This is a genomic window from Affinibrenneria salicis (assembly GCF_008710095.1).
Window position 1 is genome coordinate 107,894 of record NZ_VYKJ01000007.1, and the last position, 13,928, is coordinate 121,821.

At 58.8% G+C, this 13,928-nt stretch carries 15 protein-coding genes; 10 read left to right on the forward strand and 5 right to left on the reverse strand.

Going from position 1 to position 13,928, the window contains the following annotated elements; all coding sequences use genetic code 11:
* Positions 1-38 precede the first annotated feature (38 nt).
* Positions 39-761 (reverse strand): UDP-2,3-diacylglucosamine diphosphatase, encoded by a 723-nt coding sequence (locus FJU30_RS14625; protein WP_150435714.1) that lies wholly within the window; start codon positions 759-761, stop codon positions 39-41.
* An 8-nt stretch (positions 762-769) separates the two neighbouring features.
* On the reverse strand, positions 770-1,264 hold the full coding sequence (gene ppiB, locus FJU30_RS14630; RefSeq protein ID WP_150435715.1) for a peptidylprolyl isomerase B: 495 nt from the start codon (positions 1,262-1,264) through the stop codon (positions 770-772).
* Between the two features lie 277 nt (positions 1,265-1,541).
* On the opposite strand from ppiB, the gene FJU30_RS14635 reads away from it, so the two are divergent.
* Together FJU30_RS14635 and cysS are read left to right on the forward strand one after the other, a co-directional pair.
* Positions 1,542-1,964: a DoxX family protein gene (locus FJU30_RS14635; RefSeq protein WP_150435716.1), complete on the forward strand. Its 423-nt coding sequence runs from the start codon at positions 1,542-1,544 to the stop codon at positions 1,962-1,964.
* A gap of 348 nt (positions 1,965-2,312) precedes the next feature.
* Positions 2,313-3,698 carry a cysteine--tRNA ligase gene (cysS, locus tag FJU30_RS14640; RefSeq protein WP_150435717.1) on the forward strand — a complete coding sequence of 462 codons (1,386 nt, stop codon included), beginning with the start codon at positions 2,313-2,315 and terminating at the stop codon, positions 3,696-3,698.
* Between the two features lie 137 nt (positions 3,699-3,835).
* On the opposite strand, the gene ybcJ is transcribed toward cysS, so the two are convergent.
* On the reverse strand, positions 3,836-4,048 hold the full coding sequence (gene ybcJ, locus FJU30_RS14645) for a ribosome-associated protein YbcJ (protein ID WP_150435718.1): 213 nt from the start codon (positions 4,046-4,048) through the stop codon (positions 3,836-3,838).
* Between the two features lie 5 nt (positions 4,049-4,053).
* Positions 4,054-4,920, reverse strand: a complete 867-nt coding sequence (gene folD, locus FJU30_RS14650; RefSeq protein WP_150435719.1) for a bifunctional methylenetetrahydrofolate dehydrogenase/methenyltetrahydrofolate cyclohydrolase FolD — start codon at positions 4,918-4,920, stop codon at positions 4,054-4,056.
* A gap of 486 nt (positions 4,921-5,406) precedes the next feature.
* On the opposite strand from folD, the gene FJU30_RS14655 reads away from it, so the two are divergent.
* From FJU30_RS14655 to FJU30_RS14680, 6 genes are all read left to right on the forward strand, one after another.
* Entirely contained in the window at positions 5,407-5,682 is a 276-nt protein-coding gene (locus FJU30_RS14655) for a PTS sugar transporter subunit IIB (protein WP_150435720.1), read from the forward strand.
* A 10-nt stretch (positions 5,683-5,692) separates the two neighbouring features.
* On the forward strand, positions 5,693-7,066 hold the full coding sequence (locus tag FJU30_RS14660; protein WP_150435721.1) for a PTS galactitol transporter subunit IIC: 1,374 nt from the start codon (positions 5,693-5,695) through the stop codon (positions 7,064-7,066).
* A gap of 2 nt (positions 7,067-7,068) precedes the next feature.
* Positions 7,069-7,521, forward strand: a complete 453-nt coding sequence (locus FJU30_RS14665; RefSeq protein WP_223881594.1) for a PTS sugar transporter subunit IIA — start codon at positions 7,069-7,071, stop codon at positions 7,519-7,521.
* Positions 7,522-7,533: 12 nt separating this feature from the next.
* Positions 7,534-7,884 (forward strand): helix-turn-helix domain-containing protein, encoded by a 351-nt coding sequence (locus FJU30_RS14670; protein ID WP_223881595.1) that lies wholly within the window; start codon positions 7,534-7,536, stop codon positions 7,882-7,884.
* A 361-nt stretch (positions 7,885-8,245) separates the two neighbouring features.
* A complete protein-coding gene (locus FJU30_RS14675; RefSeq protein ID WP_150435723.1) occupies positions 8,246-8,965 on the forward strand; it encodes a 4'-phosphopantetheinyl transferase family protein in 720 nt (239 codons plus the stop codon).
* A gap of 153 nt (positions 8,966-9,118) precedes the next feature.
* On the forward strand, positions 9,119-10,072 hold the full coding sequence (locus tag FJU30_RS14680; protein WP_150435724.1) for a DMT family transporter: 954 nt from the start codon (positions 9,119-9,121) through the stop codon (positions 10,070-10,072).
* A gap of 510 nt (positions 10,073-10,582) precedes the next feature.
* Here FJU30_RS14680 and FJU30_RS14685 read toward each other — a convergent pair.
* Complete coding sequence (locus FJU30_RS14685; RefSeq protein WP_150435725.1) at positions 10,583-11,929, reverse strand: HEAT repeat domain-containing protein; 1,347 nt, start codon at positions 11,927-11,929, stop codon at positions 10,583-10,585.
* A gap of 207 nt (positions 11,930-12,136) precedes the next feature.
* Here FJU30_RS14685 and FJU30_RS14690 point away from each other — a divergent pair, with 207 nt between their 5' ends.
* Positions 12,137-13,384 carry a DUF2075 domain-containing protein gene (locus FJU30_RS14690; protein WP_150435726.1) on the forward strand — a complete coding sequence of 416 codons (1,248 nt, stop codon included), beginning with the start codon at positions 12,137-12,139 and terminating at the stop codon, positions 13,382-13,384.
* Positions 13,371-13,892, forward strand: a complete 522-nt coding sequence (gene def / locus FJU30_RS14695; protein ID WP_150435727.1) for a peptide deformylase — start codon at positions 13,371-13,373, stop codon at positions 13,890-13,892. Before FJU30_RS14690 ends, def begins: the two co-directional genes overlap by 14 nt.
* Positions 13,893-13,928 lie beyond the last annotated feature (36 nt).

Consider the following 13,928-nt stretch of genomic DNA (forward strand, 5'->3'; position numbering starts at 1 on the left):
CGCGCGTTATGGGCGCGGTTCTATCCTGCCGCACGCAATTAAAAAGGAAAACTAAGCAGTTCAATTCCTTCGGCCGTGACCCGGATCATCGAGCCCTCGCGGTGCCAGGCGCCCAGCACGGCGCGTTGTGCCGGCCGGCCGTCGACGTCCACATCGTGGATCGCGGGGCGATGGGTGTGGCCGTGGATCATCCACTGCGCCCGGTGTCGCTGTAAGCACAACACCACCTGCTGCGGGTTGACGTCCATAATGCGCGCGCTTTTATGCTGATTGGCTTCGCTGCTGCTGGCGCGCATGCGCGCGGCGATGCGCAGCCGCAGCCGCAGAGGCAGGGCGAGGAACAGGCGCTGAATCAGCGGATTGTGTACCCGCCGACGGTAACGCTGGTAGGCGAGGTCGTCGCTGCACAGCGTATCGCCGTGCAGGATCACCAGCCGACGGCCGTACAGTTCGAGCGCTTGTTCCTCCGGCAGCAGCGTCATGGCGCAGCGATCGGCAAAGCGCCGGCCCAGCAGAAAATCACGGTTGCCGTGAATAAAGTAACAGGGTACGCCCTGCTGGTGCAGCGTCAGCAACGCGCCGGCGACGCTTTGGTGCAGCGGCGAGGGATCGTCGTCGCCAATCCAGGCGTCGAACAGATCCCCGAGGATATACAGCGCCTCGGCGTGCCGCGCATCCGTGCGTAAAAAACGCAGAAAACCGGCGACGATGGCCGGTTCATGTTCGCTCAGATGCAGGTCGGCAATAAATAGCGTCGCCATCCGTCGCGTTATTCGCCGACGGTTACGCTGGTGATAACCACGTCTTCTTTCGGCACGTCCTGATGAGCGCCGCTGCGTCCGGTGGCGACGGCCTTGATTTTATCCACTACGTCCATCCCTTCGGTAACTTCGGCGAATACGCAGTAGCCCCAGCCGTCGGCGCGTTCGGAACGGAAGTTAAGAAAATCGTTGTCCGCGACGTTGATAAAGAACTGAGCGGTCGCCGAGTGCGGATCGTTGGTGCGCGCCATGGACAGCGTGCCGCGATTGTTTTTCAGCCCGTTGTTGGCTTCGTTTTTAATCGGCGATTGGGTGGCTTTCTGCTGCATGCCCGGCGCAAAACCGCCGCCCTGGATCATGAAGCCGTTAATAACGCGGTGGAAAATGGTGTTGTCGTAAAAACCGCTGCGGCAATAGTTGAGAAAGTTTTCTACAGTGGCCGGCGCTTTATCGGCAAAGGTATTAATCACGATATCGCCGTGGTTGGTATGAAATGTAACCATAGTCAAGGAGTCCCGCATAGTCGTACTGGTTAAAAAGGTATTATCCGGAGGTGATGTCCACCTCTCGGTGAGCAATCAGGTGCGTTTTTATAGCATAACTCACTGGTTGAGTCAGTAGCGCTCCAGTTTATCGCCGCGATCCGCCGGACGGCGACGCATCCCGATACGCTCATCCGGAACACGGATTTTGTCGGCAGTCTGTACGCTAAGTCGTTTCCTTATTTATTTTTCTCTATTAAGCTGAGACTGATTATCATTCATTCACTACAGGTGCATCATGCTCAACCAAATAAATCGCTTACTGGATAAGCCCGATCTGGGCAAACTGATTCTGCGTCTGTCGTTTGCGCTGATGATGCTGCTGCACGGCTGGCACAAGCTGCACGGCGGCATCGATTTTATTCAGGGAATGCTGGTGCAGCATGGCCTGCCGGCGTTTGTCGGTTACGGCGTGTTTGTGGGAGAAATCGTCGCGCCGGTACTGATGATTCTGGGCATTCTGACCCGTCTGTCGGCGCTGGTATTTTCCCTTACCATGCTCAGCGCCTGGCTGCTGATGGGGCCGGGAAGCGCGCTGACGTTGACTCAGGTCGGCGCATGGGGCGTGGAAAATATGGCGGTATTCTTCTTCGCCGGTATCGCGATCGCCCTGCTGGGCAGCGGAAGGTACTCGGTGGTCGGCCATTCCGCCTGGCGTTAAACACGCGACGCCCGCCGGCCCGACGGGCTTCTTTCTGCGCTTGTCGCGCTTTCCTCCCGTCGCCTGCGCGCGCAACGCGCGACCAATGGGGATAAATTCCGCGGATAGTCCTCTCAGCCTTGCAATGAGGCCTGGTTCAGGTTTCAATACGCCGTTATATCCGTTACCTTTCAGGCATCCGGAGGCATGGCGATCCGCGTCCGCCCCGGGCGTTTAGCGAGTGATTCACGCGCCGGTCTTCTTTCGCATCCTGAAATCGATTGGGTATAACGGCCAAACCCGTAGTAAATTTATGTTATCCACGCGTACAGCGAAACAAACCACCTGCGAACACCATGGAATGCTCTGATGCTAAAGATTTTTAATACCCTGAGTCGTCAAAAAGAGGAATTTAAACCCATTCACGCCGGTCAGGTTGGGATGTATGTCTGTGGAATAACCGTTTACGATCTCTGCCATATCGGTCATGGCCGCACCTTCGTTGCTTTCGACGTGGTGGCGCGTTATCTGCGCTATCTGGGTTATTCGCTCAAATATGTGCGCAACGTTACCGATATCGACGACAAAATCATTAAGCGCGCGGCGGAAAACGGGGAAAGTTGCGAGGCGCTGACCACGCGCATGATTGCCGAGATGCACGCCGACTTCGACGCGCTGAATATCCTGCGCCCGGATGAAGAGCCGTGCGCCACGCACCATATCGCTGAAATTATCGACCTGGTGCAGACGCTGGTCGCGCGTAAGCACGCCTACGTCGCCGCCAACGGCGACGTGATGTTCTCCGTCGACACGGCGCCGGGCTACGGCGCGCTTTCGCGCCAGGATCTGGACCAGCTACAGGCCGGCGCGCGGGTGGAAATCACCGAGGTGAAGCGCAATCCAATGGACTTCGTGCTGTGGAAAATGTCCAAACCCGGCGAACCGAGCTGGGTCTCGCCGTGGGGCAACGGGCGTCCGGGCTGGCACATCGAATGCTCGGCGATGAACTGCAAGCGGCTCGGCGAGCATTTTGACATCCACGGCGGCGGTTCCGATCTGATCTTTCCGCACCATGAAAACGAGATCGCCCAGTCGTGCAGCGCCCATGACGGTCCCTACGTCAATTACTGGATGCATTCGGGCATGGTGATGATCGATCGGGAAAAAATGTCCAAATCGCTCAATAACTTTTTTACCGTGCGCGACGTGCTGGCGCATTACGATGCCGAGACGGTACGTTACTTCCTGATGTCCGGCCACTACCGCAGCCAGCTGAATTACAGCGAAGAAAACCTGAAACAGGCGCGCGCCTCGCTGGAGCGGTTATACATCGCGTTGCGCGGCCGTGATGTCGACGCGCCAGCGCGCGGCGGCGAAGAGTACGAAGCGCGTTTCCGCGCCGCGATGGACGACGATTTCAATACGCCGGAGGCCTATTCGGTGCTGTTCGATCTCGCCCGTGAAGTGAACAGCCTGAAGGCGCAGGATAGCGCGGCGGCCAGCCAACTGGCGGCGGTGCTGTATAAACTGGCTAACGTGCTGGGGCTGCTGGAGCAGGAACCGGATCATTTCCTGCAAAGCGGCGCGCAGGCCGATGGCGATGAGGTACGGGAAATTGAAGCGCTGATCAAACAGCGTAACGATGCGCGACAGGCGAAGGATTGGGCGCAGGCCGACGCCGCGCGCGACCGGTTGAATGAAATGGGCATTGTGCTGGAGGATAGCGCTCAGGGCACCATCTGGCGTCGTAAGTAAACCGGCGCCGCTACGCTGTGCCGGCTGGCGCCGGTACAGAAGCGCAACGGTCCGATGCGGCGCGCCAGTCAGTCGACGCGCCGCGCTCAGCACGCCGTCCTCAGGCCCGCCGGTCGCTTGAGCCTGAAGTCCGGCGATTAGGGGCGCACTTCCACCGTCTGGCCGTCATAGCTGACGCGCTGGCCGGCGAGGATTTTACAGCGTTTGCGCGTTTCAGTCTGCCCGTCGACGCTAACGTTGCCCGCGGCAATCTCATTTTTCGCCGCGGCGCCGCTTTCACTCCAGCCCAGCAGTTTCAGCAGGTCGCACAGTTCAACGTGCGGGTGTGTTTCCAGGTTAAACGTTTCCATTATCGTTACTCAGCGTGGTTGTCGTGGTATTGCTCACAGGCCTGCAGGGTGTTTTCGATCAGCGTGGCGACGGTCATCGGGCCGACGCCGCCCGGCACCGGAGTAATCCAGGCGGCTCTTTCGCGCGCTTGCTCAAAATTGATATCGCCGACGACTTTCCCGTTTTCCAGCCGGTTGATGCCGACATCCAGCACGATGGCGCCGGGTTTGATCCAGTCGCCGGGGATAAAGCCGGGTTTGCCCACTGCGACCACCAACAGATCGGCATGTTCGATGTGGTGACGCAGATCGCGGGTGAAGCGATGCGCCACGGTGGTGGTGCAGCCGGCCAGCAGCAGTTCCAGACTCATCGGGCGGCCGACGATATTCGACGCGCCGACCACCACGGCATTCAGCCCGCGCAGATTGATGCCGTAGCGTTCGAGCAGCGTGATCATGCCGCGCGGCGTACAGGCGCGCAGCAGCGGATCGCGCTGACACAGACGGCCGACGTTATACGGATGGAAGCCGTCCACGTCTTTGTCCGGCGCAATGCGCTCGATCACCCGGGTATTGTCGATGCCTTCCGGCAACGGAAGCTGCACCAGAATGCCGTCGATGCTGCCGTCGGCGTTGAGCTGGTCGATCAACGTCAGCAGTTCGGATTCGGTGGTGGAGGCGGGCAGATCCCAGGAGCGGGAAATAAAACCGACCTCTTCACACACCCGGCGTTTACTGCCCACGTAAATCTGCGAGGCCGGATTCTCGCCGACCAGAATCACCGCCAGACCCGGCGCGCGTTTCCCTTCCGCCAGACGTTGCCGTACACGCGCAGCCACTTCGTTCTTTACCTGCTGCGCAATCGTTTTACCATCAATAATTTTTGCTGCCATCAGAGAGGAAATCCATCAGTTCAAAATGCGGGGATACGCTATTTTGTCAGAAGCCAGGCGTGCTGTCAGGCGTTGCGTACAGATAAATTCTATCCGCAGCGGCTATCGGCGCGCGCCTGTTCGCTCCGTGCTCTGGCCGGGCGACGGCGTGGGTTCTGTGATCTGCCGCATAAATCCGCGCCGATGAGCGGCTTTGCCGACGATGTGTCGGCATCCAGCCGCCGGCCGGTATGCCGACGGGAAAAATAGCGGCGGGGCGGGAGGCTGTTTCTCCAGTTGCGCGCGGCGGTCGGCGAAAACGGACGGGGGAATACGTGGCTGGCGCGCGGCGTGAAGCGTAATTTATAAATAATGTCTTAATAAACAATATATTAATAGTATAGGTTATCTTCAGTGTAAAAATAGTGTGTAAAATTACACATCGGTCACACTTCGCAAATATTCACCGTGCTTTAATGCTCGCCACATTCACACGGGGGTTAAGCCATGAAACACATTATGATCTGTTGCGGTGCCGGCGTTGCGACCAGTACGGTGGCCTTGAAAAAGCTGGAAGCCTTTCTGCAGAGCGAAAATTTGCTGGATAAGGTGCGTATTTCTCAGGGAACCGTCGCCGAGGCGAAAACGCGCGACGACATCGATTTTATTGTGTCGACATCGCCGGTTGATGTGTCCGTGCCGGTGATTAGCGCGCTGCCGCTGCTGACCGGTATGGGAACCGACAAGGTTTTTAGCCGCGTTAAAGAATATTTGCTGGCCTGAGGGATACCCCATGTTTATCATCGATTACATCTTGAACCTTGGCGCATCGGTGATGATGCCGCTGATCTTTATCCTGCTCGGTCTGGCGCTAAGGCTTTCGCTGACCAAAGCGATTAAGGCCGGCTTGATGGTGGGCATCGGTTTTATCGGGTTAAGTATTACCGTTAATCTGATGATCGACTCACTGACGCCGGTCAGCCACGCGATTGTCGAGCGTTTCGGCCTGAATCTGACCGTTCTGGATGTGGGCTGGCCCGCCGCCGCCGCGGTGGCGATGGGCACCCGGGTCGGCGCGCTGGTGATCCCGGTGTGCGTCGCGCTCAATGTGCTGATGCTGTACACCAAAACCACGCGCGTGCTGAATGTCGACATCTGGAATCTGTGGCACCATGCGTTCACCGGTTCGCTGGTCGCCATCATCACCGACAGCCTGTGGCTGGGGGTGCTGGCCGCCGGTCTGAACTGCATCATTACCATGGTAATTGCCGATCGCACCAGCGGCGATGTGGAAAAGTATCTGAATCTGCCGTCTATTTCCGTGCCGCACGGTTTTTCGGCGTCTTTTGTGCCGGCGGCGTGGCTGGTTAACTTTATCGTCGATCGCATTCCTGTGGTGCGCGATATCAAGATCGATACCGAGTCGATTCAAAAAAATCTGTCTATTCTCGGCGATCCGGCCTCGCTGGGCGCGATTATCGGCGCCATCCTGGCGCTGATCGCCGGGGTCGATCTGAAAGCGGTCCTGCAGACGGCGATTACCATGGCGGCGGTGATGACCATCATTCCGCGTATGGCGAAGATGCTGATGGAGGGCGTCTACCCGATCAGCGAGCGTATTCAGGATATTGCGCAATCGCGCGCCGGCTCGTTCGGCAAGATCGCCATTGGTCTGGATTCCGCGGTCAGCGTCGGCCACCCGGTGACGCTGTCGGTATCGATGCTGATGATCCCGATTATGCTGGTACTGGCGGCGATTATTCCCGGCAACCAGTTTCTGCCGTTTGCCTCGCTGACCGGTCTGCCGTTCGCCTTTGTGCTGGTGACCGCGGTGTGCCGCGGCGATATGTTCCGTACGTTGCTTACCGGTTTGCTGACGTTGAGTCTGGCGCTGCTGATCGGCACCAGTCTGGCGCCGATTGTCACCAGCACGGCGGTCAGCACCGGATTCTCGCTGCCGCAGGGCACCACCAGCATCAGCAGCATTGATTATGCCGGCGCGATGCTGCCGTGGGTGATTATTCAGAGTTTCTATTTCAAGGCGGCGGGCGTGAGTATTCTGGTGGCGCTGACGCTGCTGCTGATGGTGTGGAATAGGAAAAAACTGGCGCAGGAAAACGCCGCGCTGCAGCAGGCGGAACAGTTGGCCGACGAAGCGGGGAAATAATCATGTTCAGCGCTAATCGAATTATTACCGTACAGCAGCCCACCAGCCGAACGGCGTTGCTGACGCAACTGGCGGACAGCCTGCTGGCGGATGGTCTGGTGAAGCCTTCATTTCTGGCCGGGGTGCTGGCGCGCGAAGCCAGCTATCCCACCGGGATCTTTATGGAAACGCACAGCATTGCGATTCCGCATACCGAGTTTGAACACGTTAACCACACCGGCTTCGCCATTGCGATTAACCGGGCGGGCGTAGAGTTTCATCGTACCGATGAACCGGATAGTGTGGTGACGCCGGCCCTCGTCGTGATGATGGCCATCGACCCGACGTGTGAAAAGGTGGCGATCATTCAGTCTCTCTTTGCGTTACTGGCGGATGCCGACCGGGTTAACGAAATTGTGACGATGCCGGCGGAGGCGATGGCAAAACTGTTCACCGAATCGGTTTCTACAGGCTAAAATGATGCGGTTATGCCAGTAGAGGATGGGATTCCAGCCGAAGGGGGACGGATGTTGCGGATCAGCGAAGTTATTGAGTTAGCTATGGTGACCCGTAAGACGGTTTACAATGCCATCAATAGCGGACGTTTAAAATATCAGCTGGTCGATCTCGACCGCCGCCAGGTGCGGATGTTTCGGGAAGAGGATGTATTCGCCGCATTTCCTAAAGCCTCACGCCATGTGACTCATGAGCAGGAAGTCAAAGCGCTGCGTGAGGAAGTGGCGTCATTAAAATTCGCCCTCGCGGAACTAAAAAAGGCGGTGGAGGCGATGGATCCTTCGGTGCAGGTTGAAATGACGCGGATGAAAGAGAAGAAATAGTCAGACGCGAAAGTATGGCAACCAGGCCGTCGCCTTGCCGGCGGCCTGGTTTTTTCGTTTCCTGCGGCAAGGCCGCTGTCGCCGCGGCGCGTATTCCGTCCGTGCGCACAGCGCGCGGCATAAATCAAACCTTTCTCCGCCGCTCCGGCGCCGTCACGCCTGTTATCGCGCGACCCTGCTATCCTTAGTCAGACACTCGCCAGATTTCAGGCTGCGGGCGCGTTGGCCTGGTTGCCCGGATCATCCCCGGCGCTCGTCCCTGCGAGGCCGTCGCAGACGACGTCCTACTCTGCGCCCTTTATTCTGCACAATCTGAAGTATGACGGGGCTATTTTCCCACCCGCAACAGAGAGACGCGCTCATGCTGTCTGCCTTTATTAATGAAATAGAATGGATAACGTGGCCGCAGACGGGCAACCTTATTCCTTATCCCGGTCTGGGCGCCCGCTGCCGTTTTCACCCAGCCGCATGGCACGACAGCCTGTTTAACGAGGCCGGCATTCCCTGTCCAGGCGACATGGCGCGGGCGGTGATTAAGCGGCGCGCGGAGTTTCTCGCCGGGCGCTATCTGGCCAGGCTGGTGCTGAACCGGCTGGGTCATCCTGGCGTTATTCTCTCCAGAGCGGCGGATCGTTCGCCGCAGTGGCCGTCGGACATCGCCGGTTCGCTGAGCCATTCCGCCGGCTACGTTATCTGCGCCGCCCATCGTCGGCAGCAAGATTGGTCCGGCGTTGGGCTGGATATCGAAATGCCGGTCAGCGAGGAACAGGCGGCGACGCTATGGCCGGGGATCGTTAGCGAAGAAGAGTGCCAGTGGCTGAGGACGCAGGCGATAACCTTCGACGCCGGGCTGACGCTCTGTTTTTCCGCCAAAGAGAGTCTGTTTAAAGCGCTTTATCCGGCGGTTGAGCATTATTTCGATTTTCTTGATGCGCGCATATGCGCGCTGGACCTGCGTCGCCACTCGTTTGAACTGGAACTGCTGACCGATCTAAACGCGACGTTTAGCGCCGGGCGACGGTTCAGCGGTATCTGGCAACGCTGGGACGACAATATTATGACCTTTATCTATAGCCAATAGCGTTCAGACCGGCGCGTGGCCGCCGGCGGAGGTATTATGCCGAACGGCGGGCGCATCTTTATCTTATTGGTTAATAATGGCATGTTATTCCCTTCTCCTCGCGGCTGTTGTTAATCAGCGCGCTAATTCTGGGGCATAAGGCAGGGAAAACGGATGTACGCAGGTGTGCTGTTTGCGCTGTTGGCGGGGTTGATGTGGGGATTGATTTTTGTCGCGCCGGCGCTGCTGCCGGACTACCCGGCCGCGCTGATGTCGGTGGGGCGTTATCTGGCGCTGGGCGTGATTTCTTTGCCGCTGGCCTGGTACAGTCGTCGCGCGCTGCGCGAGTTGACCCGGGCTGACTGGATCGAGGCCTTTAAACTGTCGGCCATTGGCAACCTGATCTACTATTTTTGTCTGTCGGGCGCGATACAGCGCGCCGGCGCGCCGGTATCGACCATGATTATCGCGACGCTGCCGGTGGTGATCGCCATCGCCGCCAACCTGTTGTATAGCCGGCAGGATGGAAAACTCTCGTGGTGGCGTCTGGCGCCGTCGTTGCTGTTGATCGCAGCCGGTCTGACGCTGGTGAATCTTGCCGAGATGTCGGCCGGCATGGCGGCCGACAGTTTGCCGGATTATCTGGCGGGGATTGGGCTGGCCGTGCTGGCGCTGCTGTGCTGGACCTGGTATCCGCTGCGCAACGCCCGCTGGATGCGACGCAATCCAACGAAAAAAGGCACAACCTGGGCGACGGCTCAGGGTCTGGTCACGCTGCCGCTGTCGCTGATTGGTCTGCTGCTGCTTAGCGGGCAGATGGCGCTGAGCAACGATCCGCTGCCGCTGCCGTTTGGCCCGCGTCCGCAGGTTTTTATTCCGTTGATGATTGCTATCGCGTTGTTCTGCTCCTGGCTGGGCGCGCTGTGCTGGAATGAGGCCAGTCAGCGTTTGCCGACCGTATTGCTGGGGCCGCTGACCGTCTTTGAAACGCTGGCCGGACTGGCCTATATCTTTATTCTGCGCCAGACGTGGCCGCCGTTGCTGACGCTGGCCGGCGTCGCCTGTCTGATGGCCGGCGTAATTTACGCCATGCGCAGCAAGCCCAAACCTGTGGTGGTGAAGATCTGACGCCGTCAGACGGCGCCGGAGCCGGGCGCTGAACCCAATGCCGGCTGGAAAAGCCGGCATCGACATAGCGCGCGGCCGCCGGTCGGCGTTTTGCCGGCGTGGCGCGTCATGCCGCCGGCGCGCGTTTTCTTACGCTGTCAGCGATAATCATCCTTGATATCAGTCCGCGCGCTGATGGCTCTTGCTGCCGTCTCCGGCTTACTTATCGCCGGCCTTATGCGACTTTTTCCCGCTATCGCCTTTTCCGATGAGCGACATGAGGGCGGCATCGTTCCGTTCGCACAACGCTGTCGCCGGGAGCGCTTTGCGCGCAGGCCGCGTTCACTTTATCCATCAGCGGCGGCGGCTAACTAGCGGCGCGCATTGATGCTTCATTTTTGACCATGCTACAACGCGTAACTGATGATAAGCCAATTTAAATAATCATTAAAAACAGTGAAGCAGACTTTAATCAGCATAGCGTTGTCACTCAACCGGCAGAGGCAATGTAGCGCTATTATGCGGCGCTATTTAGCGGCCCGCAGGCAGCCAGCGCGCGATATTGCGTTCCCTTACCGCGCCCGGCGCGTTTTGAATCAGGACGTCGAGTCGTTGCCGCTGCATGGCGCCTGGCGCGATGCCGGAGTGATTGAAACGCGCTTCCCAACGGCTGATATGGTCGCTGGTTAACGACTGCGCAGCCGCGCGGGCATTCTGCAACAGAAATATTAATCCGTCCCATTTATTCAATCGATGAACCAGCGTGTAGCAGCCGCGGATATGCGTCGCTGACGGCGCCTGATTCAGGCACCGTTGCAGGTCGTCCAGATCGATGCGAACGCCCTGACGCTGAAATAAACGCAGCGCCGTTTTAGCCACCGCGGCGGACGGATGGCACAGCGCGGCAAGGAGTACGGCGCTGGCGTCATCTCCCTGGTGCTGGCTAACAATCTGCAGCGCGCTGCGGTAAAGGTATGGCGCGTCGGCGCCCAGATAGCGCTGCGCCAGCGTGATAATCTCGGGGTAGCGGCGCTCGTTCAGCCCGAACAGCGCCGCGCTCTTTTGCCCGGCGCTGCGCTCGCGCCGGTTGAGAACGTTGAGGTAAAAGGCATCCGGATCCGCGCCCTGTTCAGCCAGCAGCCGGCAGGTGCGCTGACGCACCAGCGTGTTCTTATCCAGCAGCAGCGGTTCATGCAGGTCGGCAGGCAACCGCAGACGCCGATCGATAATATACTGGAGCGACTGTTGCCGCAGCGGCACATAGCGGTCTCGCAATAGTGCGCCCAGCAGCGGCGCGTTAATCGGCTCGGGTTGCCGCATCAGATAATGCGCTGCCGTGATCCTCACGATCGGATCGTTATTGCGCCGCGTCCCCAGGCAGATCGTTTCCGGCGAACACAGTCCGCGTTCGATTAACAGGCGTAAGGTTTGTCGGGCAACCCGCCTGTCGGTCGATGCCAGCCCGGCCAGCAGCGCCGGCCGGTTATGCGGCGCAATCAGTAAATCGATTATCTCCGCCACAAACGCAGTATGATCGGCGCGCCGGCATTCCAGCAACCAGTATATCTCCGGCAGACAGGCGACGAACTGCGCCGCCCACTCGTCGCGCAACAGGCGCCGTACGCTTTGCCTTGCGGCCTGCCGTACCGGTTCCGCCCAGTCGTTGAGCCGGACAATGAGCGCGGGCAGGGCGGCGATCGCCCGCCGGTTGCCGAGACACAGCACTGCGATCTGACGGATATGGCCGTTGTAATGGCCGGTCAGCGACTGCAGGCTCTCCGTATCGTTAAGAGGGCGTCCGGCCGGCAGACGCCAAAAGTTTTTAACGTCGGCCAGCCGTTTTTCCAACTGCTGATAAAGGTAATTGTCCAATTCCATGTTCTCCCGGACAGAATCATGCCAGCGTCTGGCGGCGCGCCGGCGCAGGGATTAATCCAGTTTACGGTTGCCAGCGCGCGGCAAGCATGCTCTCATTAAACGTCGGCGGCGGCAATCGTCACTCAGCCGCCGGTGACGGAATATTGCCGGGCTGTCCCCGACGGGAGACTCGCCGAATCTGTATCACTCACCAGTTATCCATTGAACATGTCAGAGATTAATCAGGCCAGCTTTAAGCTATCGCCGGAGAAAAACCTTTCGGATGAGCAGAGCGCGCTGAAGCGGCGCGTCGAGGCGTTTCTTGAAGCGCATCGCAACGACGATCATGCCATCTTTATTATTCACGGCGCCGCCGGGACCGGGAAAAGCGTTTTGCTCAACGCCCTGTTCGCCGGCCTGCAGACCCACGCCCGCCAGCAGCCGCAGCATCCGCTTTATGGCAGCGAAAACTATCTGCTGGTCAATCATCCCGAGATGCTGAAGGCCTACAAAAATGCGGTTGAGCGGCAGTCCGCGCTGAAGAAAAAGGACTACGAGCGGCCGACGACCTTTATCAATCGCATGGACAAACGGGGCGGGATGGCGGATATCGTGCTGGTGGACGAGGCGCATTTGCTGCTGACCCGGCCCGATCGCTACAATCATTTCTTCCAGCATAACCATCTGGAGGAGATCATCCGCCTGGCGCGCATCGTGGTGCTGATCTTCGACGAACAGCAGGTGCTGAAGTTTAAGAGCTTGTGGCATAGCGACGATCTGGCGCGCCTCACCGCCGGCCGGCCGCATGACGTTTATCTGCTGCGCCATCAGTTCAGGATGCGGGCCGATGACGCGGCGCAGCGCTGGATTAGCGCCTTCTGCCGGCGCCGGCTGTCGCCGCTGCCGTCGCGTACCGGCGAGACGCCGGCCTTCGATATCCGGGTATTCGCCGATGCCGGCGCCATGTACGAGGCGATAAAAGACAAGGACCGCACCAGCGGTCTGTCGCGTATGTTATCGACCTATGACTATCCTTACCGGCTGGACGGTCAGGATTATTTTATTGAAGAGGGCGCGTTTCGCTTACGCTGGGATCGTGCTAAACCGAACGAACGCCTGCCGTGGGCGGAGCGCGCCGACACCATTGATGAAGTCGGTTCGGTGTACACGGTGCAGGGATTCGATCTGAACTATGTCGGCCTGATTCTCGGCCCCTCGGTGAAATGGGATGCGCGACGCGGGGAGATTATCATCGATCCGGCGCAATATCAGGACAGCGCCGCTTTTCAGGGCCGCGATGGAATAGTCGACGCCGATGCGGCCAAACAGCGCATTATGCTCAATGCCATCAATGTGCTGATGACGCGCGCCATTTATGGACTTTACCTGTATGCTCACGATGAAGCGCTAGGTAACCAATTGATGTCGCTACAGTTTGAGAAAGGTATTAAGGGAGATTACGATGGCTGCAACTGATGTGCTGTGGATCGACGATGCGCGAATGAAACAGGTCTCGCGCGATGTCGATACTCTCGATGAGTCTGTGAAAGCGCTGGTGGCGCGTATGTTTGCCGTTATCGATGATATGCAGGATACCGGTCTGGCCGCCATTCAGCTGGGCGTCGCACTGCGTATTGTAGCTATCGATATGGCCGATGAGCACGGCGCGCGCCAGAGGCTGGCGTTGATTAATCCCCATATAACATGGTCTTCGCCGCAGACGACCTCCCATCTGGAGCTGTGCTCGTCGATCCCCGGTCATCCGATGCCGGCGCAACGCGCGCAGCGCATTAAGGTGACCTTCCTTGATATGGCGGGCGAACAGCGAGAGCTCGACGCCGGCGGCGCATTCGCCGTCTGCCTGCAGCATGAGATCGAACATCTGGATGGTCGCTCGCTGCTCGATAGTCTGTCCGAACTGAAACGCAATCGGCTCAAAACGCAACTGGCCAAACAGCGGCGCAGACGCTCTCCCCACGAGTAACGGCCGGCGGGGAGGGCGGTATCGCGCGGATGCGCC

Bases quoted from the DNA above. Each gene is read 5' to 3' on its own strand.
- FJU30_RS14675 (WP_150435723.1), top strand. From the start codon at position 8,246: ATGCTGTCTGCCTTTATTAATGAAATAGAATGGATAACGTGGCCGCAG.
- def (WP_150435727.1), top strand. From the start codon at position 13,371: ATGGCTGCAACTGATGTGCTGTGGATCGACGATGCGCGAATGAAACAG.
- FJU30_RS14655 (WP_150435720.1), top strand. From the start codon at position 5,407: ATGAAACACATTATGATCTGTTGCGGTGCCGGCGTTGCGACCAGTACG.
- FJU30_RS14680 (WP_150435724.1), top strand. From the start codon at position 9,119: ATGTACGCAGGTGTGCTGTTTGCGCTGTTGGCGGGGTTGATGTGGGGA.
- FJU30_RS14690 (WP_150435726.1), top strand. From the start codon at position 12,137: ATGTCAGAGATTAATCAGGCCAGCTTTAAGCTATCGCCGGAGAAAAAC.
- folD (WP_150435719.1), bottom strand. From the start codon at position 4,920: ATGGCAGCAAAAATTATTGATGGTAAAACGATTGCGCAGCAGGTAAAG.
- cysS (WP_150435717.1), top strand. From the start codon at position 2,313: ATGCTAAAGATTTTTAATACCCTGAGTCGTCAAAAAGAGGAATTTAAA.
- FJU30_RS14665 (WP_223881594.1), top strand. From the start codon at position 7,069: ATGTTCAGCGCTAATCGAATTATTACCGTACAGCAGCCCACCAGCCGA.
- FJU30_RS14670 (WP_223881595.1), top strand. From the start codon at position 7,534: ATGCCAGTAGAGGATGGGATTCCAGCCGAAGGGGGACGGATGTTGCGG.
- ybcJ (WP_150435718.1), bottom strand. From the start codon at position 4,048: ATGGAAACGTTTAACCTGGAAACACACCCGCACGTTGAACTGTGCGAC.
- FJU30_RS14625 (WP_150435714.1), bottom strand. From the start codon at position 761: ATGGCGACGCTATTTATTGCCGACCTGCATCTGAGCGAACATGAACCG.
- FJU30_RS14685 (WP_150435725.1), bottom strand. From the start codon at position 11,929: ATGGAATTGGACAATTACCTTTATCAGCAGTTGGAAAAACGGCTGGCC.
- FJU30_RS14635 (WP_150435716.1), top strand. From the start codon at position 1,542: ATGCTCAACCAAATAAATCGCTTACTGGATAAGCCCGATCTGGGCAAA.
- FJU30_RS14660 (WP_150435721.1), top strand. From the start codon at position 5,693: ATGTTTATCATCGATTACATCTTGAACCTTGGCGCATCGGTGATGATG.
- ppiB (WP_150435715.1), bottom strand. From the start codon at position 1,264: ATGGTTACATTTCATACCAACCACGGCGATATCGTGATTAATACCTTT.